The sequence below is a fragment of the Pseudarthrobacter sp. 1G09 genome (genome assembly GCF_050038305.1).
Lineage (GTDB): Bacteria > Actinomycetota > Actinomycetes > Actinomycetales > Micrococcaceae > Arthrobacter > Arthrobacter equi.
The window spans coordinates 43,455-62,933 of record NZ_CP188306.1; the positions used below are offsets into that span (position 1 = coordinate 43,455).

A 19,479-nucleotide genomic window follows, 5' to 3' on the forward strand; every position below is an offset into this window, starting at 1 on the left:
CCGACGGCGGCACCCGGGTTCTGGAATACAGAGCCCGGGTGCCGCCGTCGGGGTTTAAGGGCAGCTGCCAGACGGCAGCCGCGGATCACCTGGCGGGTTTGACCACCATGGCCGATCCGCCACCGCGCCGTTCCGGTTCGGCGACCGCCGTCACGCGGCCGTCCCGATGAAACTCGATGGCCGTTGCGGCGCCAATTTCAGCCGTCGACGTGCCGGGAGTTCCGGCGGCGGTGAACGTATGCCCGTACCGCGCCGCCAGGACCTTGCCCGAGGGCGAGTCGATGAAGCCCTGTTCCGCTGTCACATTGGCGGTGTTCCGCTGCGATGCGCGGGGAGCGGCCACGGCGTCTTCAATGCTCATGCCGAGGTCGATCCTGTTCACCAGGGTCTGCAGCACCGTGGTGATGATGGTGGAGCCGCCGGGTGAGCCGAGGGCCAGGAACGGGTCACCATCCTTGAGCACGATGGTGGGCGACATCGAGGAACGGGGCCGCTTGCCGGGCTGGATCCGGTTGGGGTCGTCCGCTTTGTACTCGGTGGAGAAGTCCGTGAGTTCATTGTTCAGGATGAAGCCACGGCCGGGAACCACGATGCCCGAGCCACCGGTCTGCTCGATGGTGAGCGTGTACTCCACCACGTTGCCCCACTTGTCCGAGACGGTGAGGTTGGTGGTGTTGATGTTCTCGGTGTCCGGCACGTCACTGGCCGCTGCCGGCTTTACGTCGCAGGTGCCGTCGTAGTTCTCCACGTCACCGGCTGCCACGGGCTTGACGGCCGCCTTCCGGGCATCGATCTCGCAGCCGCGTTCCTTGCCGAAGACGTCGTCAAGGAGGGCTTCGGTGGGAACCCTCACGAAGTTCGGATCGCCCACATACTTGGCGCGGTCAGCGAAGGCGAGGGCTGACGCTTCAAGGTAGTAGTGCAGGACATCGGACTGGTTCTTGGCGTTGCCTTTGCCCTTCACGAGGTCCGGCAGTTCGAACGGGGCCAGGATGTTCAGGGCCTCGCCCACCGTGGTGCCGCCACTGCTGGACGGTGCCATGCCGTAGACGTCGTAATCCCGATAGCTGACGTGGGTGGGGTCCTGGTTCAGTACCTCATAGTCGGCCAGGTCCTCGGCGGTCATGTACCCCTTGGGCACCGGAAGCGCAGTATCAGCCGTCTTCGGTGGTTCCTGGACGGTGGCGGCAATCTCTTCGGCGAGGGGCCCCTTGTAGAAGGCGTCAGTGCCCTCATCGCCGAGCAAGCGGTAGGTGTCGGCGAGGTCGGGGTTCTTCAGGACCGACCCCACGGCGGGGGCTGCCCCTCCCGGAAGATAGAGCTCGCTGGTGGACGGGAAGGCTGAGAAGCGCACCTTGTTTTCTTCAGTCTGGAGGTTGAAGGTGCCGTCCACGGTGAACCCGTTGTCCGCCACGTCAATGGCAGGCTTCAGGGCATCGCCGAGGCTCAGGCTGCCCCAGCGTTCCAGCGCACGCTCCCACGTGGCCGCCGTGCCGGGGACGCCCACGGAGACGCCGCTGGTGACGAGTTCCGGGGAGAAGTTGTACGGCTTTCCGGTTTTAGGATCGATGAACGCATCGTTCGGCATCGCCGCGGGTGCAGTCTCCCGGCCGTCGAGCGTGTGCACCTCGCCGCTCTTCGCGTCGTAGTACACGAAGTAGCCGCCTCCGCCGATGCCGGCAGAGTAGGGCTCCGTCACCCCCAGGGTTGCCGCTGCTGCGACGGCGGCGTCCACGGCGTTGCCGCCCTTGCGGAGCACGGTGATGGCGGCGGCGGAAGCATCGGCGTCCACCGTGCTGACCGCTCCCCCGTATCCGGTGGCGGTGGCTTTCTTCTCGGGTTCGTCGTCCCACTTGTGGGCCGAGGCCGGACTCATGATGGCTCCGGACGTCACGCTCATCGCCAGCGCAGCCGTTAAGGCTCCTACCCGGCGTCCCAGATGTGGCATGGTTGCTCCTAGGGGTTTGGGTGATGTCCATCACACGCTACTCTTCGGGCCGGACAGGCTCAACGCCCCCGGCTACCCTGCGGAGCACCCCGGAGTTGCTTGGCACCCAAAGGAACCGCCGCCGGCAGCCCGTCATGCAACGGGACCGCAACGGGCAACGTCCATCACATCGCTTATGCTCGCTGCAGTAGAGACCATGGGCAGTTCAACGGGGAACCAACAGGAGTGACGGCATGACCAATTGGCGGATCAGGGATTTCCATTCGGCGGACCTGGACGGGATCCTGCACCTGTGGGAGACGCTCAAGGCAACCAACGTGGAGCCGGTTTACGCACTCTCCGAGGTCCTGGCCTCCTGCGAGAAGGACCATGCAGTGGTTGCGGTGCTGGGTGACCAGGTGGTGGGCGCCGCCGTAGGGCGTGCCGCGCATGACCAGGGCTGGATCGTGTTCCTGGCCACCCTGCCGGAGTACCGGGGCCGGGGCATCGGCACCTCGCTGCTGGCCGCCGTCGAAAACCGGATGGCACCGCACGGGCTGAACAAGCTCTCGGCCCTGATGCCCGAATCCGAAACCCGGGTGGAAGCGTTCCTGGGCCGCGGCTTCGCACTGAAGAAGAACCTGCGCTACTTCGAACGCACCATCCCCGTGCAGCGGCAGGAACTCGGCGCGCTCGGCCAGCTCGGCGGACGCGTCCTCGCCCGCGACCTCTGGGAGAACGTCGCCGGCATGCGCAAGGAAAAGGAACTCCTGGAGCGCCGGCTGGTGCTTCCACTCGCCGAAGCGGACCTCGCGGACGAATTCGGCGTGGTGCCGCCGCGCGCCGTCGTACTCTTCGGCCCTCCCGGCACCGGCAAGACCACCTTCGCCAAAGCCATCGCCTCCCGCCTTGAATGGCCCTTCGTGGAGGTGTTCCCGTCCCGCCTCGCCGCGGACCCGCAGGGCCTGGCCGGGGCGCTGCGTGAAACGTTCCTGGAAATCGCCGAGCTTGAGCACGCGGTGGTCTTCATTGATGAGGTGGAGGAGATCGCCTCCCAGCGTGCCGGGGACCCGCCGTCACCCCTGCAGGGCGTCACCAACGAACTGCTCAAGATTATCCCGGCGTTCCGGGAACAGCCCGGCCGGCTCCTGGTCTGCGCCACCAACTTCATCCGCGCCCTGGACACCGCGTTCCTGCGGCACGGCCGGTTCGACTACGTGATCCCTATTGGCCTGCCGGACCGCCAGGCCCGCAACGCCATGTGGCAGCGCTTCATCCCCGCGCCCGTGGCGGATGACGTGGACGTGGAGCTCCTCGTGGAGCGGACCGAGGGGTTCTCGCCGGCGGACATCGAGTACGCGGCACGGAGCGCCTCGCAGAGGGCCCTGGAAAACGTTGTTTACGGCAAGGACAGCGACGGCGGGCTGGGCTCGGATGCGCGGCCGTCCGTCCGGGAAGCGGTGCGGAAGGGGCCCTCCACCAAGGATTACCTCGCCGCGATCGCCGAAACCCGCACCACCGTCAGCGCCGAAGTGCATCAGGACTTCCTCGAAGACATCGACGCATTGGGAAGGGTCTGAGCGGCACTGTCCGGCTATCTTTGAGGCATGTCCTCAAACCCCCTCCGGCATGCGTTCGCGCGCATGGGCGGCCGCGATCCGCATGAGAAACACCGGGCAGCCACCCCGCTGGAACTCTTCTTCGACCTGACGTTCGTGATTGCCTTCGGCGTCGCGGGAAGCCAGTTCGCCCACGAAATCGCGGAGGCCCACGTGCTGCCCGGGCTGATCGGGTTCGCGTTCGCGATGTTCGCCGTGATCTGGGCCTGGATCAATTTCACCTGGTTCGCCAGCGCCTATGACACCGACGACTGGGTGTTCCGCGTGGTCACCATGGTCCAGATCGTGGGCGTCCTGATCCTCACCATGGGAATTGAACCGATGTTCCACTCGATCGTCGAGGGGCAGCATATGGACAACCGGGTCATTGTGGGCGGCTACATCCTGATGCGCCTGGCCCTGGTGGCGCAGTGGATGCGGGCTGCCCGCCAGGACCCTGCCCGCCGCGAGACCTGCCTGCGCTACGCCCGGTACCTGGCCATCGTCCAGCTGGGCTGGGTGGCGGTGCTGATCCTCGACACCGGCGTTGCAGCCACCCTCCTGATGGTGGTTCCGCTGGTGGCGCTGGAAATGGCCACGCCTTATTTTGCCGAGCGCAGGGCAACCACGCCGTGGCATGCCCACCACATCGCCGAACGGTACGGCCTGCTCGCCATCATTGCCTTGGGTGAGTGCCTGATCGGGGCCATCGAGACGTTGCGCGCGTTTGTAGCCAACAGCGGCTGGACCATGGACGCGGCCCTGGTGGGATTCGGCGGAACGGCGCTGGCCTTCGGAATGTGGTGGGTGTACTTCATGCTGCCTGCCGGGCGGGCCCTGCACCTGCGGCGGCACCGGTCCTACCTGTTCGGCTACGGCCACATCCCCATCTTCGCGGCCATCGCCGCCACCGGCGCCGGCCTCCATGTGGCCGCCTACTACATCGACCACGAGGCCCACATCAGCGCCGCGGCGGCCGTGGCGAGCATCGCCATTCCGGTGGCTGTCTTCAAGGCAACCCTGACCTGGCTGTACAGCGTGATGATGGGAACCGACCGCACGGTCGTCGCGGCCGCAGCGGGCGTCATCGCTGTCCAGGGCGGCGCGGTAGCCCTGGCGGCAGCAGGCGCCTCCGTCCCCGTGTGCCTGCTGGTCATCGTGGCCGCCCTGGCCGCCTCGATCGTCATCGACGAAAAGCGCGGCAGCGACCGGGTGCACGCGGCCCTGTCGAAGCTGGAGACAGCGGAGCCTGAACTGCCTGCCTAAGGCTTACTGTTTGCCGTACTTCCGGTGCACCGCCTGCTTGGTGACGCCCAGGCACAGCGCAATGGCTTCCCAGGACAAGCCGGCCTGCCTGGCGCCGCGCACCAGGGCCGCCTCCGCCCGGCTGACTTCCTTCTGCAGCTCCGCAACGGCATATAGGGCCTCGGCGGGGCCTTTGCCGTCCATTGATCCAACGAGTGCCTTCATCCGGTCCACCTCCATGGCGTCAACATTAGTTGACAAAAAGCCGGACGTCAACGATTGTTGACGACGCCTTTCCAGGTCCAGGGCGCGGTGGGCAGTTCGGCGGGGTGGAATGCCCCGAGCGCCTGGCTCAGCGTCCCCGGCGGCAGCCCGAGCGACGCCAGCAGCAGGTTCCGGACCTCACCCACTGGCACGCCCGCAGCGTCAAGGTCGCCGAGCGTCACGGCGCCGTCGCGCTTGGCCAGCCGGACGCCGTCGGAATTCACGACCAGCGGGACGTGGGCATATTCCGGCACCGGAATATTCAGAAGCGAGGCGAGATATGCCTGCCGGGGGGTCGAGGGAAGCAGGTCGTCGCCGCGGACCACCTGGTCAATTCCTTGCTCGGCGTCGTCCACCACTACTGCCAGGTTGTATGCGGTGACACCGTCGTTGCGGCGGAGCACAAAGTCATCCACCACTCCGGTGTAGGCGCCGTGCAGGACATCCCGGACCGTGAACTCCGCAACGTCGGCGCGCAGCCGGATGGCCGCCGGCCGGGTGGACCGCTTGTACTCCAGCTCCGCGGGTTCAAGGTTCCGGCAGGTGCCCGGATAGGCGCCCTGGGGAGCATGCGGGGCGGAGGGGGCTTCCTGGATTTCACGGCGGGTGCAGAAGCACTCGTAGGTCAGGCCTGCTGACTGCAGGCGCCCGATGGCCTCCTCATACAAGGCTCCGCGTGCAGTCTGCCGGACCACCGCACCGTCCCAGTCCACCCCTATCGCGGCCAGGTCACGCAACTGGACGGCCTCGGCCCCGGCGCGGGCCCTGTCCAGGTCCTCAACGCGCAGGAGGAAGCTGCGGCCGGTGGAGCGGGCAAAGAGCCAGGCAAGGATGGCGGTACGTAGGTTGCCCACGTGCAGTTCGCCGGAGGGGCTGGGGGCGAAGCGTCCGGCCGAAGTCATTCCTCCAGCCTATGCGGAACACCACAAGAGCCCCTCAGCCACCGATATGACCGGACATCCGGCGGATCGGTAGCCCAGGGGCTCTCGTCAGTGGGTGCGGAAAGACGATGCGTGAACAAGAGTCAATCAGCGGCGGCCTCCTTGCGGGAAGCTGTGCGCGGCGCCCGGGTGGTGTGCCGGAGGCCGGTGGCCTGCGGGCAGTGGCGGTAGCCGCTGCCGTGTTGCCAACATTTCAGCACCAGCCATACAGTTGGTGCAACCGGCCATTCATTCGGTAGTCAATCTGACTAATCCAGGCTGACCCCGTCAGCAGAAAGTGGGCAAATTGCAGGGACTCGACGCCACGGACCGGCGGATCCTCCGGGCGCTGGACGAGGACCCCCGGGTTCCCATCATGGTGCTGGCCCAGCGGCTGGGGTTGGCGCGCGGGACGGTGCAGTCTCGCCTGGAGCGGATGACGGCGGCCGGCGCGCTCCGGCCCAACAGCAGCAGGGTCCTTCCCGCGGCATTGGGCCGCGGTGTGGCAGCGTCGGTGAGCGCAGAACTGGACCAAAGCCACCTCAATGAGGCCATCGCCGCCCTGCGGAACATTCCGGAGGTCCTCGAATGCCACGCACCCGCCGGCGACACGGACCTCCTGATCCGGGTGGTGGCCACCAGCCCGGATGACCTTTACCGGGTATCGGAGGAAATCCGGCTGTGCCCGGGAATCGTCCGAACCTCCACCAGCATGTTCCTGCGCGAAGTCATTCCCTACCGCACCACGGGGCTGCTGGACGGATAGCCCTCCCCATCGCCCCGCCTTACCTTCCCGGCTAGGCTGGCACGGTACATCCACACAGGGGGAATCATCATGGCGGGTACCTTTTACGGCGGCGACGTGGCCCAGCTCCGGCAGCTCGCCAAGGACCTCGCCGGCGGCGCCAACCGGCTCAACGCCCTGGGCCAGCAGCTCAACAGCACCATCAGCTCCGGGCTGTGGAAAGGGCACGACGGCGACAGGTTCCGCAGCGAATGGACCTCCTCCCACATCAAGCTGCTGAGGTCCGCCACGGCCGGGCTCGAAACGGCGTCCAATGCGTTGCTGGCCAACGCGGACGAACAGGAACGGGCCAGCAACGGCGCCGGCGGTGGTGGGGGCGCGGGCCAGGCGGGCGGGGGCGGCGGAACAGCGCAGGACCTGACCGACACCCTGAACTCGATGACGCCGGACGAGCGCCGTGACTACCTGCAGGGCGAGGAGTTCAGGCAGTGGGCCCTGGCCAACCCGGAAGCCGCCAAGGCTGCCATGGACGCGGCCGCAGACTCCGGCCTGATCGACAAGAATTCCCCGGAGTATGCCGACTTTCTCAGCTCCTACTGGAACAACCAGGCCATGCTGGACATGGGCATCGATCCGGCCACTTGGGACACCGCCAACGGCACGGAAGCCAACTGGGACACCATCCGCAGCGTCTATGACTTCTACGGCCAGGCCTACCTCGCCAACCCGGACCTGCAGTGGGCCGGTATGGCCAACATGATCGGGCCGTCCTTCGCGGGCGGCTTCCGCGACATTGCCATGATGCGGGACCTGGCGCAGCAGATCGCCAACAATCCGGCGTCCAACGTCCCGCTACCCATCCTGGACCAGATCGAACAGCTGGCCGGAATGACCGATGACGAGATCCGCTTCTACGAAACCAGCATGCTGGACATGAACAAGGAGATCTTCCTGGACCAGGCGCGCCAGCACCAGGCGTACCTCAACGGCGGCCTGGCCGAGATCAACCGGCTCCATGATTCCGGCGCCATCGATGCCGGAACGGCGGAGGCCTGGGCCAATATCGATTCCGGCGACCCGGACCGCGTCCAGGAAGGCAACACCGCCCTCCTTTACCGCGAGCAGAACGAAATCATCGCCGACGATTACGACAACATGCGCAGCCACCCCGGCGGTGAAGCCGTGACGTACATGGTGACCCTGGCCGGTGAGCCCTCCATCCCCGGGGCCAGAAGCTACGCCGAGGTGTTCCCCTACACCTTCAGCGTGGAGAGCCCCGGGCCGGAGAACGTGCCGTTCACCAACTGGGACAACCCCACGCAGTTCCGCACCGACTTCACCACCGGTTTCCCGGACGGCAACATTGCCAACGCAGACCAGCGCTGGGAACTCATCCGGCAGGACACCCTGCCCGCCTACCAGGACCTGCTGGCCTCGGACCCGGACCGGGCGGCCCAGATCATCGGCTCCGACTTTGACACCCGGGTGGACCAGTACCGGCCCACCAACAACATCCCCCAGATCATGGACCGCTTCCTGGACGGCTTCGACGCGGAGGTCCACCAGTGACGACCCCCCACACGGCCGCAGCCGGGAAGCAAAGGCGTGCATCCGGCGTCGTACTCCTCCTGCCGGTCCTGGCCGCCGCCGTCGCCCTGGGCGGCTGTCAGCTGTCCGCCCCCGATCCCGCCACTCCGTCCTCCGCCTCATCACCTTCTGCAGGGAGTACCGTGAAAACCTCTGAATTTTCCACCCTTGATGCCACCGGCGTAGAGACCATCCGCAGCACCGGGGCCGCACGTCTGGACATGAGCTCCGGCACGCTGGAAAAAGCCACCGTCCAGGTGACTCCGGACAGCTACGGACCCGAGATCAACACCCGCGGGGCCGGAAAGATCAACCTGACCATCGTGGCGCCCAACGGCGAAATTACGGGCGAAACGGACCGCATCCGGTTCAACACCACTGACAAGCGCACGGACTTCAGCGAGGTCACCTACTTCCTCACCGCAAAGTCCGCCGAGGAGTACTTCGCCCTGATCCGTGGCGGCGTGCAGCGGTACGGCATCGATGAGGACTCCGCGGAACGGTGGATCAGCAGCACCGAACGCGACCCGCAGGGAAAGAGCGATTTCTCCATCACCTCCGGAACGGCCACCGGCCTGGATGTAAACTACGACCTGAGGTACGACGGCGGCAAGGACACCCAGGTGATCATCGTCCACGTCCGCCCGGCCGCCTAAGGCAACGGGCGGCCGCTACACCGGCGGGCCGGCGTTCGATTTGAGGTTCTTCATCACCAGGGTGGAGGTCAGCCGTTCCACGCCGGGCAGGGATGTCAGCTCCGCGTCGTAAAAGCGCTGGTACGCGGGCAGGTCCTCAGCGATGACCTTCAGCAGGTAGTCCGGCGAACCGAAGAGCCGCTGCGCCTCCACGATGTTCGGGTTGCCCGCCACGCGGTTCTCGAAGATCTCCATGGTGGGCCGGTCCACCTGGCGCAGGGTGACGAAGACAATCGCCTCAAACCCCAGGCCCACGGCCCCGGGATCTATGTCCGCCTTGTAGCCCCGGATCACCCCTGACTGCTCCAGGTCGCGCAACCGGCGGTGGCACGGAGCCACCGTCAATCCCACTTTGGCGGCAAGCGCCGTGGCGGTCATCCGCCCATCCTCTTTGAGGTGGCGCAAGATATTCCTGTCAATGGCATCTATCACGCAAAAATCCTACTGCTGGACGCGCGCGCCGCGCGAAAACCGGACAGCACTTCCGGCCCGAAAGTTCCTACAGTTACTCCTGAAAGATCCCCTGACAGGAGAAACCATGAATCCGGAGCTGTTCCTGGCCTTTGTGCTGGTGGCCGCGGCCCTCGCCTGCACCCCCGGCGTGGACTGGGCCTACTCCATCACGGCAGGGCTTGGACAGCGCAGTTTCGTGCCCGCCGTGGCCGGGCTGTGCGGCGGCTACGTCCTGCACACCGCATTGCTGGTGGCTGGCCTCGCCGCGGTGCTGACCGGCATGCCCGGTGTCCTGGGCTGGCTGACGCTTGTGGGCGCCGGCTACCTGATGTGGCTGGGCATCAGCACGCTCCGCTCGTGGCGCGGGGCGTCCTTCAGTGCGGCAGGCGCCGCCGGACGCCCCGGCGCAACGCGGCTGCGCACCTTCCTGCAAGGCATGGGCACCAGCGGCATCAACCCGAAGGGCCTGCTGTTCTACGTTGCCCTGATCCCGCAGTTCGTCAGCGCTGACGCTTCACTGCCGGTGCCGGTGCAGTCCGGGCTGCTGGGCATGACCTTCGTGGCGCTGGCCGGGCTGGTCTACACGGCCGTGGCGTTGCTGTCCCGCACGCTGCTGCAAAGCAGGCCCGGGGCGGCGCGGGCCGTGACCCTGGCCAGCGGGATCATCATGGTCCTGCTGGGGACAGTGCTGCTCGGCGAACAGCTGGTTCCCCTGGTGGCGGGCCGCGCCTAGTCCTCGCTGAGGTTCTTCCAGTCCTGTTCCCAGATGCGGCGCATTTCCTCGTCCTTGCGGATGGGAACCGGTGCGGCGATTTCGCGCTGCGGCACCGGATCCTCGTGCCGCCGGCCCCAGTCGCGCGGATTGAGCGAGCGCCGGCTGGAGTCCAGCAGGAGCAGCGCCTTATCCGTCAGGGCATCGTTCCGGAGCGCGAGGTGCGTCTTGCGGCGCCGCAGCACTTCGGTGATGGCCTGCTGCGCGGCGTCGAGCCGGCCTTCCCGGCGCAGGGCGCGGGCACGGACCAGGAGCAGCGCGGCAGACAGGTCATCGGCGTTCAGGAGCCCCTCGGTCCAGTCGATCACGGTGCGGCTCCGGCCCAGGCTGAGGGCCAGCGAGCACCGGGCCAGGGCCATGGGGAGTGACGGCGGCAGCCCGGTGAGGGCGTCCAGCGCCGCCTCGGTCCGGCCGGTCTCGCGCAGCGCGTGGGCCAGCGCCAGGAACACCGATTCCTCGCTGAACAGGACCGGAACCTCCACCCGTTCGGCCAGTTCGATCCGGGTGACGATGCGCCGCAGGTAGGTGGCGGAGTAGCGGTTCGCGTCGTCGTCGTTCCGGGTGGTGAGCCCGCGCTGCAGCAGCTCCGAGGCGCGGAGGTACCCGCCGTGCTGGTACACCAGCAGCCCGGACATCAGGTAGCACAGGCCCGCCCAGCCCGGGTAGGTGCGGGCCAGGGCGATCAGCCGCTCGGGTTCACGGCTGGAGAAGACGGCGTCGTGCACCTCCTTGGCCGGCCGGGGCATCCGCCGGAGCCGCGGTACCTCGCCGTTGATCGCGAGCAGCGACGGGTTGCGGGCGCCCAGCACTCCGGTCAGCAGGCCGCCCACTCCCCCGGCAAGGTCGTGTACAGGCGTGCGCAGGTGGGCCTGGCCGAACGGCGTCAGGTCACGGCTGTCCCAGTAGATCGGTGCGCTGTCCCCGGCAGTCATCTTTCCATGCTAACGAACGCCGGGCCGCTGCCGGACGGCGCAGGGGAACCTACCCGTTCACAGCTGCAATCCACACCCCGATGACCCAGGCGCTGGCGGCCAGGCACGCCAGCCCGAATTCGGCGAGCATCCCGATGCCGGTGGCTTTGAGGGCGGCCCAGCTGGACCGGGCCGCGGTGGGCAGGTTGCGGGTGCGCAGGACTTCGCTGAGCAGCAGGCCTGCGGCGAACCCAACGAACAGGCCCACCACCGGGATGATGAACATGCCGGCCACACCCGCCACCAGGCCCACCACGATGCTGCGGCTGGGAATGGCATGCTCCTTGAGCTTCCGCCCGGTGAGCACGGCCCCGGCGGCCATCCCGGCTGCCACGAAGATGATGCCGATGGCAAAGACCACCCATCCGGCTGGACCTGCGCCGCCCCAGATCGCCCACGCCAGCAGGCTGGCCCCGATGAGGATGCTGCCCGGCAGGATGGGGATGATGGTCCCCGCCACACCCACCAGGATCGCAAGGCCGCACAGGATGGTCACCACGGTCTCGGAAGTCATGGCACCCAGTCTAGGGTGGCGCGCCTGCCGGTCCGGACCGCGTTAACGCCCGACGGCGGTGCCTCCTTTCGGGGAAGGAGGCACCGCCGTCGGGCGTGATCAGGGGGTGGACTACTCCGCTTCCACCGCCGCGGCGACGGCCGCGGTCACCGCGGGGGCAACCCGGGGATCGAGCGGGCTGGGCACGATGTAGTCGGCAGACAGGTCTTCGGCGGCGAGCTCGGCGATGGCGTTGGCCGCCGCCAGCTTCATGGCCGGGGTGATCCGGCGGGCGCCGGCGTCCAGGGCGCCACGGAAAATACCGGGGAACGCCAGGACGTTGTTGATCTGGTTGGGGAAGTCGCTGCGGCCGGTGGCCACCACGGCGGCGTACTTGGCGGCGACCTCCGGCAGGACCTCGGGGTCCGGGTTGGAGAGGGCAAACACGATGGCGTCCTGGTTCATCAGGGCAAGGTGTGCCTCGTCCAGCTTTGAGGAGGAGACGCCGATGAAGACGTCGGCTCCGGCGAGGGCCTCGGCCGGGCCGCCTTCCACACCGCGGGGGTTGCTGCGGCCGGCGATGTCAGCCTTCTTGCTGGACGTGTCCGCAGCAAGGTCGGCGCGGGTGCTGTTGATGACGCCGCGGGAATCCAGCAGGACGACATCCGGGACGCCGGCAGCAAGGAGGATTTCGGCGACGGCGATGCCCGCGGCACCGGCACCGGAAACCACAACTTTCAGGCTGTCCAGGCTGCGGCCGGTCACCTTGGCGGCGTTGGTCAGGGCGGCCAGCGCCACCACGGCGGTGCCGTGCTGGTCGTCATGCATGACCGGGCAGTCCAGGGCCTCGATCAGCTTTTCCTCGAGCTCGAAGCAGCGCGGTGCGGCGATGTCCTCGAGGTTGACGGCGCCGAAGCTGGGACGCAGGCGCACCAGGGTCTCCACAATTTCGTCGACGTCGCTGGTGTTCAGGACCAGGGGAATGGAATCAAGGTCGCCGAAGCTCTTGAAGAGTGCGGACTTGCCCTCCATCACGGGCAGGGAGGCGCTGGCACCGATGTTGCCCAGGCCCAGGACTGCGGTGCCGTCGCTGACCACGACCACCAGGCGCTCGGCCCAGGTCAGGGTGCGGGCGAGCTCCGGCTGCTTGTGGATGGCGCGGCTGACCTCGGCCACACCGGGGGTGTAGGCGATGGACAGGTCGCGCTTGTTGGACAGCGGGACGGTGCTGGCAATGGAGAGCTTTCCGCCCTGGTGGGCGTCGAAGATCTCGGCTTCGGTCAGTGCTGTGGCTGCAGAATTGTCAGTGGCTGTAGCTGCGTCAATGGACACGTCGTTGTCTCCTGGTGCTCGCCGTGCACGCACGGCACATGGGGCCGGACCCGTGCGGGCCGGCAGGGAAAATGGTGCGACAGGAAACCCAGGGGTGGCGGGTCCATAGGAGCCCCCGGGGATGTTCACTCCCTGCTGCTCCGCTGGATCCATCGTAGGCAAGCGCCGTAGCCCGCGACGGCAGTCTTGACAGCGAAAGCGGGTGACAAATCGTTTATTCAGAGTCTTTTGTGACTCACGCCACGCCATAAAGGCGTATTTAATGGCAAATTGGTCTAGACCGGTTACGCCGACTGATGGAGTGTGAACCGGGCATCCGCGGCCGGAGAGAGCCGGGCGCAGGCCTTTTTGAGGTCTTCTTCGGCCTCGAAGAGGGACAAGCGGCGGTTCCGGACAGACTGGACCAGACCAGTGACGGACAGCAGCAGGACCCTGGCGGTCACGGCATCCCCGGTAGCGGCCTCCACAGCCTTCTCGCCCAGGGCGTCAATGTCGCGCAGCAGGGACGTGGTGTCCCGGCCGGGAAGGTAGACGCCGCGGCCCAGGCACTGTTCCACGGCAGGCTGCATGACCCGCATGTGGAAGATTTCCATCACCACACCGGGGAGGGCGCGGCCGCGGAACCGGTCAGACTCGCGCCGTGAAGCAGCCTCCAGCTCTTCCAGCTGGTGGCGGTACAGGGCCAGGACCAGGTGCGTCGGCGACGGAAAATAGCGGTACACCGTGCCCAGCGGAACGTCTGCCTTCTCGGCGATCTCGGACAGGTCCACGGAGTCCAGGCCCTTCCGGGCAAAGGAAGCAGCGGCTTCGAGCATGCGTGCGTAGCGAAGGCGCTGGCGGGGTGCAGTGGGCCGGGGGGCCATGGGCGGATGGTCTGAAACAGTCTCGGTCATCAGCATTTCCGGGGTTGTGTTCTGGGGTTACTGCCGCCGGAGCTCCCCCATCCATACAGCCCCGCAGCCGGCTCAACTATACGGCACCAACCGGCGCTGCTACTCGTCAGTGGCCTTACCAACGGCCGCTGGAAGGGTCAGTCCACGCCCTTGATCTTGACGACGAAAACGGCGCCCAGCAGCCCGATAACGGCCGCCGTGGTGAAGAGGGTGCCATACCCGCCGAACTGCGTCACTGCGAGGTAAGCGAGGCCCGTCGCGAATACTTGCGGCAGCGAGGCGGCCACGTTAATGACCCCCATATCCTTGCCACGGTCCGCGGCCTGCGGGAGCACCTGCGTCAGCAGGGCGAAGTCAACGGCCTGGTAAGCACCGAAGCCGATGCCCAGGATGGCGGCACCAATCAGGGCACCGGTCCACACCGGGAAGAACGCCATGGTGAGGCCAGCCAAAGCGATCATGACCGAGGAGGCGATCACGAATGGCTTGCGCTTGCCCACCCTGTCGCTCCACGGCCCCGCGATCACCGCAGTAATCATCACCAGCACCGCATAGATGCCGGTAAGGGTCAGGACCCCCAGTGCCGGGTTCTCATGTTTGATGACGTCCGTGAGGAAAAAGATCAGATAGACGATGGTGAGCTGGTTGCAGACGTTGACCAGGAAGCGGGTGAGCCACGCCCACGCGAAGTCCGGGTGGCGCGCCGGGCTGATCCAGAAGCCGCGGAGGAAATTGCCCCACGAGAACGGCGGGCGGAGCTCCCTGGGCAGCGTCGGGTCATTCCTGTGGAACAGATACGGCAGCACGGCGAGCAGCAGGGCGGCCGCGCACAGCCAGTAACCCACCATGAAGTTGCCGGAAACCACCGCCCCGAAGACTGCGCCGAGAAGGATCCCCGCCGTTTGGCCCAGGGCGGCCAGTCCCCCCACGCCGCCCCGCTGCAACACCGGCACGCGGTCGGGGATGGCGGCGGTGATGGCCGCGTAGGCCGCGTTGGCGCCCAGCTGGACCAGGCACCAGAACAGGACCAGCAGGGCGACAGCCGTGGCCCCGGACATTGCCAGCAACGCTGCCGTGGCCAGGATGGCACCTGCAAGCACCCAGGGGGAACGCCGGCCGAAACCTGAGACCGTCCGGTCGGACAGCGCGCCGAAGAGGGGATTGGCCACCAAGGACACGGCGGCCCCGCACCCAAGCACGAGGGAGGCGATGGCTTCCTTGTTGGCTTCGTCGATGCCAGTGGCCTGCTGGGCGATAAAGACGTTGATGGGTCCGAAGAACGCGGCGTTGATGCCAACGTTGACCAGCACCAGCCCGGTGACCCAGCGCGCGGTGACCTTCTGCGTCGGCTCGGCGAGCGCCGCGGCCGTGGTCCGCGGAACGTCCGGTGGGACCGGTGTGCTGGACATGCTCATTGCTGGTTCCCCCCGGGGCAGGTGCTGATGCTGGAAATCAGACTATCGTGGGCCTTGCCCGGCGTCTGTGCCGCACGCCGGGGCAGTTGCGAGCGCGCGGCACCCCGAGGCTCGAAGGAGAACCACATGAACGCTGCTACCACCCCTGCCATCAACACGGCGGACCTCTATGACGAGCGCGGCGATGAGCTGGCGTCCGTGGCGCTGCAGTTCCAGTCCCTGGGCGGCCGCACGCACTTCTCCGGGCAGGCCCGGACCATCCGCTGCTTCCAGGACAACGCCCTGGTGAAGTCCACGCTGGCAACCCCCGGCAACGGCAACGTGCTGGTGGTGGACGGCGGCGGATCGCTGGGGACCGCCCTGATGGGGGACATGATCGCCGAAAGCGCCGTGGCGAACGGCTGGGCCGGCGTCGTGATCAATGGGGCCATCCGGGACCGCGAAGCCATCGCCAAGCTCGACCTCGGCGTGAAGGCGCTGGGCAGCAACCCCCGGAAGAGTGCCAAGGCCGGGGCGGGCGAAGTGGACGTTGACGTGGTGATCGACGGCGTCACTATCCGCACGGGCGCCCGGATCTGGTGCGACCCGGACGGCATCCTCGTGGAGCAGTAACCCGGCGGCCTAAAAAGTTTCCCACGACGGGGAATGGAACTGCAGGTAAGATAGTTACTGAAAGCAACTATCAAATGCTTACTTCCCTTTTCTTCCCCTGGAGCACCTATGTCCAAAGCCACTGCCGCGCCCGGCGCCGGAGATACCCTGACGCAGCGCCAGATCGTCACCGTGATGGTGGGCCTGATGCTGGGCATGTTCCTGGCCTCGCTGGACCAGACCATCGTGTCCACGTCCATCTACACCATCGCCAACGACCTGGACGGCCTCTCGCTCCAGGCGTGGGCCACCACGGCGTACCTGATTACGTCCACTGTCAGCACCCCGCTGTACGGCAAGCTGAGCGATATCTTCGGCCGCCGGCCCCTGTACCTGAGCGCCATCGTGATCTTCCTGGCGGGCTCGGTCTATGCCGGTTCCGTCCATTCCATGACGGAACTTGCCCTGGCCCGCGGTGTCCAGGGCCTCGGCGCCGGCGGCCTGCTGGCCCTGGCGCTGACCATCATCGGCGACATTGTCTCGCTCAAGGACAGGGCCAAGTACCAGGGCTACTTCATGTCCGTGTTCGGCATCTCCTCGGTGCTGGGGCCCGTGGTGGGCGGTGCCTTCGCCGGAACCTCCAACATCCTGGGCTTTGACGGCTGGCGCTGGGTGTTCTTCATCAACGTGCCCATCGGCCTCGCCGCCCTGGTAGTGGTGTTCCTGTTCCTGCACCTGCCGGCCAAGCACCTGAAGCAGAAGATCGACTACTGGGGTGCCGCAGCCATCACCGTGGCCATCGTCCCGCTGCTCCTGGTGGCTGAGCAGGGCCGTTCCTGGGGCTGGGCGTCCACCAGCTCCTTCCTCTGCTACGGCCTGGGCGTGGTGGGCATCGCCTGGTTCCTGCTGGCCGAGAAACGCGCCGGGGACTATGCCCTGATCCCGCTGCGGCTCTTCAGCAACATCACCTTCGGGTTGTCCTCGCTGCTGAACTTCATCATCGGCATCGGAATGTTCGGCGCCATTGCCATGCTTCCCATGTACCTCCAGCTCGTGAAAGGCCTGACTCCCACCGAGGCCGGACTGATGATGATCACCTTCACCGTGGGCATCCTGTTCGGGTCCATCACCGCCGGGCGGACCATCTCGGCCTCCGGCACCTTCCGGATCTTCCCCATCATGGGCACAGCAATCCTCACGGCCGCAGCACTGGTCATGGGGTTGTCGCTTCGTGTGGACACGGCCCTGTGGGTTCCCGGATTGATCGCAGTGTTCTTCGGCGTGGGACTGGGCTTCTGCATGCAGCCGCTCACCCTGGCCATGCAGACCTCCGTCCCGCCGCGCGACATGGGTGTGGGAACGTCCTCGGCCGCCTTCTTCCGTTCCATGGGCGGCGCCGTGGGAACCGCTGTTTTCATCTCCATGCTGTTCAGCCTGGCCGCCGACAAGATCGCCGACGGCATGAAGGCAGCCACCACCGATGCCGCATACCTTGCCGTCCTGAAGGACCCGGCGGTGGCGGCGGACCCGGCCAACGCCAAGCTGTACGACTTCTTCAAGAACGGCGCATCCAACGATTCGCTCAACGACACCAGCTGGCTGCACACCGCCAACAGCACCCTGACCCGGCCCATCACCGAAGGCTTCGCCGGCTCGATCGACGCCGTGATGCTGACCGCTGCGGTGCTGACCGGAATCGCGTTCCTCATCAGCCTCGCGCTGCCGAAGAAGAAGCTGACGGACCCCAACGCCACTCCCCCGCAGGACAACGACACCCTGCAGGTCCCCGCCCACTAAACGCGCGCTCACTTGTGGCGGCATTACCCGGAACCCTTTCGCACATCGTGCGGGAGGGTTCCGGCGTTTCTCCCCTAAGTGCTGCGCGCCCGGGGGAGGTGTACGACGGCGGCGCGCACCGTCGTCGTTCGCTTCCGCCGCGGGAGGGGAGCCGGCGCGGGCCTGCTTTAACTGGAACGGTTCGCCGTGGCATGGAACACTACCGTAAGTACACTGGCCATTTAGCCGGTACGCAGCCGACGACGTCCGCGCGAACTCCACCACACCCCAAACCCAGGGAGAACCATGCCCACTGCACAGGAGCAGACCAAGACCCGCATACCGCAGCGGGTGATCTGGCTGGCCCTTGCGGGAGCGGTGGGCGGATTCCTCTTCGGCTTCGACTCGTCCGTGGTGAACGGTGCCGTGGACGCCATGAAGGGCGAGTTCGCGCTCTCCGAAGCGGTGACCGGGTTCGCCGTCGCCGTTGCGCTGCTGGGCTGCGCAGCCGGCGCCTACCTGGCTGGAAAGGTGGCCGACAAATACGGCCGCATCCCCGCCATGAAGATCGGCGCGCTGCTCTTCCTGGTCAGCGCCATCGGCACCGGCTTCGCGTTCAGCGTGTGGGACCTCATCTTCTGGCGGCTGGTGGGCGGGCTCGGCATTGGCCTGGCCTCCGTGATTGCCCCCGCCTATATCTCCGAGATCTCGCCGCGGCAGGTCCGCGGGCGGCTCGCCTCCCTGCAGCAGCTGGCCATCACCACAGGCATTTTCGCGGCCCTGCTGTCGGACGCCCTCCTGGCCACCAGCGCCGGCGGCGCGGACCAGTCGTTCTGGCTGGGCATCGAGGCGTGGCGCTGGATGTTCCTGGCCGCCGCCGTTCCCGCCCTGGTTTACGGCTGGATTGCCTTCACGCTCCCGGAGTCGCCGCGGTTCCTGGTGTTCCAGGGCAAGGAAGAAGAAGCACGCAAGATCTTCGACAGCATCGCCCCGGCCGATGACACCGAGCGCCACATCCGGGAAATCCGGGACGCCATCGAGGAAGACAAGATCGCCGGGCAGAAGGGCTCGCTGCGCGGCAAGACCTTCGGCCTGCAGGCGGTGGTGTGGGTGGGCATCATCCTCTCCATGCTGCAGCAGTTCGTGGGCATCAACGTGATCTTCTACTACTCCACCACCCTGTGGAAGGCCGTCGGTTTCCGGGAAGAGGATTCCCTGGCCATCTCGGTGGCCACATCCGTCACCAACATCCTGGTCACCCTGGTGGCCATCGCCCTGGTGGACCGGATTGGCCGCCGCCCCATCCTGCTGGTTGGCTCCGTGGGCATGGCCGTATCCCTGGGCGCCATGGCGTTGGCCTTCTCCTCAGCAACCGGATCCGGCGAAGACATCACCCTCCCTGGCGCCTGGGGGCCAGTGGCCCTGGTTGCGGCCAACGTGTTCGTGGTCAGCTTCGGCGCTTCCTGGGGCCCACTGGTGTGGGTTCTGCTTGGCGAGATTTTCCCGTCCCGCATCCGTGCCCGCGCCCTGGGACTCGCAGCGGCGGCACAATGGGTGGCCAACTTCGCCATCACCCTCAGCTTCCCGGTGATGTCCGCCGTGTCCCTGCCGCTGACCTACGCCATGTACGCGCTGTTCGCCGCGGCTTCCTTCTTCTTCGTGATGTTCAAGGTGCCGGAGACCAACGGCATGTCCCTCGAGCAGGCCGAGACCCTGTTCGTGGCGAAGGGGTCGGCGAAGGGCTGACCGCCGGTTCAGAGTGAACGCAGGTCCGGCTGAACTCCGCCAGGGAACCACCCGCT

18 protein-coding genes are annotated in these 19,479 nt (G+C 66.8%); 9 read left to right on the forward strand and 9 right to left on the reverse strand.

What is annotated here, in order from left to right:
* Positions 1–85: 85 nt before the first annotated feature.
* Positions 86–1,948 carry a gamma-glutamyltransferase gene (gene ggt, locus ACP3TD_RS00210; protein ID WP_426764763.1) on the reverse strand — a complete coding sequence of 621 codons (1,863 nt, stop codon included), beginning with the start codon at positions 1,946–1,948 and terminating at the stop codon, positions 86–88.
* A gap of 233 nt (positions 1,949–2,181) precedes the next feature.
* Here ggt and ACP3TD_RS00215 point away from each other — a divergent pair, with 233 nt between their 5' ends.
* Both ACP3TD_RS00215 and ACP3TD_RS00220 read left to right on the forward strand, forming a co-directional pair.
* Positions 2,182–3,507 carry an ATP-binding protein gene (locus ACP3TD_RS00215; RefSeq protein ID WP_426764764.1) on the forward strand — a complete coding sequence of 442 codons (1,326 nt, stop codon included), beginning with the start codon at positions 2,182–2,184 and terminating at the stop codon, positions 3,505–3,507.
* Between the two features lie 27 nt (positions 3,508–3,534).
* Positions 3,535–4,791: a low temperature requirement protein A gene (locus ACP3TD_RS00220; RefSeq protein ID WP_426764765.1), complete on the forward strand. Its 1,257-nt coding sequence runs from the start codon at positions 3,535–3,537 to the stop codon at positions 4,789–4,791.
* A 3-nt stretch (positions 4,792–4,794) separates the two neighbouring features.
* Here ACP3TD_RS00220 and ACP3TD_RS00225 read toward each other — a convergent pair whose 3' ends face one another.
* Together ACP3TD_RS00225 and gluQRS are read right to left on the reverse strand one after the other, a co-directional pair.
* On the reverse strand, positions 4,795–4,995 hold the full coding sequence (locus tag ACP3TD_RS00225; RefSeq protein ID WP_426764766.1) for an AsnC family protein: 201 nt from the start codon (positions 4,993–4,995) through the stop codon (positions 4,795–4,797).
* A gap of 47 nt (positions 4,996–5,042) precedes the next feature.
* Positions 5,043–5,936 (reverse strand): tRNA glutamyl-Q(34) synthetase GluQRS, encoded by an 894-nt coding sequence (gene gluQRS, locus ACP3TD_RS00230; protein ID WP_426764767.1) that lies wholly within the window; start codon positions 5,934–5,936, stop codon positions 5,043–5,045.
* A 325-nt stretch (positions 5,937–6,261) separates the two neighbouring features.
* Between gluQRS and ACP3TD_RS00235 the strand changes: the two genes are divergently transcribed.
* The 3 genes from ACP3TD_RS00235 (at position 6,262) to ACP3TD_RS00245 (ending at position 8,942) form a co-directional block, all read left to right on the forward strand.
* A complete protein-coding gene (locus tag ACP3TD_RS00235) occupies positions 6,262–6,720 on the forward strand; it encodes an Lrp/AsnC family transcriptional regulator (RefSeq protein ID WP_426767091.1) in 459 nt (152 codons plus the stop codon).
* A 69-nt stretch (positions 6,721–6,789) separates the two neighbouring features.
* Positions 6,790–8,268: a WXG100 family type VII secretion target gene (locus tag ACP3TD_RS00240; protein WP_426764768.1), complete on the forward strand. Its 1,479-nt coding sequence runs from the start codon at positions 6,790–6,792 to the stop codon at positions 8,266–8,268.
* Positions 8,265–8,942 carry a hypothetical protein gene (locus ACP3TD_RS00245; RefSeq protein WP_426764769.1) on the forward strand — a complete coding sequence of 226 codons (678 nt, stop codon included), beginning with the start codon at positions 8,265–8,267 and terminating at the stop codon, positions 8,940–8,942. The genes ACP3TD_RS00240 and ACP3TD_RS00245 overlap by 4 nt, the downstream gene beginning before the upstream one ends.
* Before the next feature lie 15 nt (positions 8,943–8,957).
* Here the strand turns inward: ACP3TD_RS00245 and ACP3TD_RS00250 are convergent, their stop codons facing one another.
* Positions 8,958–9,413, reverse strand: coding sequence for an Lrp/AsnC family transcriptional regulator (locus tag ACP3TD_RS00250; RefSeq protein ID WP_426764771.1), 456 nt, complete (start codon positions 9,411–9,413; stop codon positions 8,958–8,960).
* 106 nt (positions 9,414–9,519) lie between these two features.
* Here ACP3TD_RS00250 and ACP3TD_RS00255 point away from each other — a divergent pair, with 106 nt between their 5' ends.
* Complete coding sequence (locus ACP3TD_RS00255) at positions 9,520–10,167, forward strand: LysE family translocator (protein ID WP_426764772.1); 648 nt, start codon at positions 9,520–9,522, stop codon at positions 10,165–10,167.
* Here the strand turns inward: ACP3TD_RS00255 and ACP3TD_RS00260 are convergent.
* The 5 genes from ACP3TD_RS00260 to ACP3TD_RS00280 all read right to left on the reverse strand — a co-directional run bounded on the left by ACP3TD_RS00260 (position 10,164) and on the right by ACP3TD_RS00280 (position 15,310).
* The gene (locus ACP3TD_RS00260) at positions 10,164–11,138 is read right to left on the reverse strand and encodes a hypothetical protein (protein WP_268160486.1); all 975 of its coding nucleotides are present in this window, start codon (positions 11,136–11,138) and stop codon (positions 10,164–10,166) included. The two genes, ACP3TD_RS00255 and ACP3TD_RS00260, sit on opposite strands and share 4 nt — an antisense overlap.
* Positions 11,139–11,187: 49 nt before the next feature.
* Positions 11,188–11,691 carry a DUF456 domain-containing protein gene (locus tag ACP3TD_RS00265; protein WP_426764773.1) on the reverse strand — a complete coding sequence of 168 codons (504 nt, stop codon included), beginning with the start codon at positions 11,689–11,691 and terminating at the stop codon, positions 11,188–11,190.
* A gap of 111 nt (positions 11,692–11,802) precedes the next feature.
* Positions 11,803–13,002, reverse strand: a complete 1,200-nt coding sequence (locus tag ACP3TD_RS00270; protein ID WP_426764774.1) for an NAD(P)-dependent malic enzyme — start codon at positions 13,000–13,002, stop codon at positions 11,803–11,805.
* Between the two features lie 284 nt (positions 13,003–13,286).
* The gene (locus ACP3TD_RS00275) at positions 13,287–13,895 is read right to left on the reverse strand and encodes a TetR/AcrR family transcriptional regulator (protein WP_426764775.1); all 609 of its coding nucleotides are present in this window, start codon (positions 13,893–13,895) and stop codon (positions 13,287–13,289) included.
* A 137-nt stretch (positions 13,896–14,032) separates the two neighbouring features.
* A complete protein-coding gene (locus ACP3TD_RS00280; protein ID WP_426764776.1) occupies positions 14,033–15,310 on the reverse strand; it encodes an MFS transporter in 1,278 nt (425 codons plus the stop codon).
* A gap of 126 nt (positions 15,311–15,436) precedes the next feature.
* Here ACP3TD_RS00280 and rraA point away from each other — a divergent pair, with 126 nt between their 5' ends.
* From rraA to ACP3TD_RS00295, 3 genes are all read left to right on the forward strand, one after another.
* Complete coding sequence (gene rraA / locus ACP3TD_RS00285) at positions 15,437–15,922, forward strand: ribonuclease E activity regulator RraA (protein ID WP_426764777.1); 486 nt, start codon at positions 15,437–15,439, stop codon at positions 15,920–15,922.
* A 108-nt stretch (positions 15,923–16,030) separates the two neighbouring features.
* Positions 16,031–17,698: an MDR family MFS transporter gene (locus ACP3TD_RS00290; RefSeq protein ID WP_426764778.1), complete on the forward strand. Its 1,668-nt coding sequence runs from the start codon at positions 16,031–16,033 to the stop codon at positions 17,696–17,698.
* Positions 17,699–17,983: 285 nt separating this feature from the next.
* On the forward strand, positions 17,984–19,423 hold the full coding sequence (locus ACP3TD_RS00295) for a sugar porter family MFS transporter (protein WP_426764779.1): 1,440 nt from the start codon (positions 17,984–17,986) through the stop codon (positions 19,421–19,423).
* Positions 19,424–19,479: the final 56 nt, after the last annotated feature.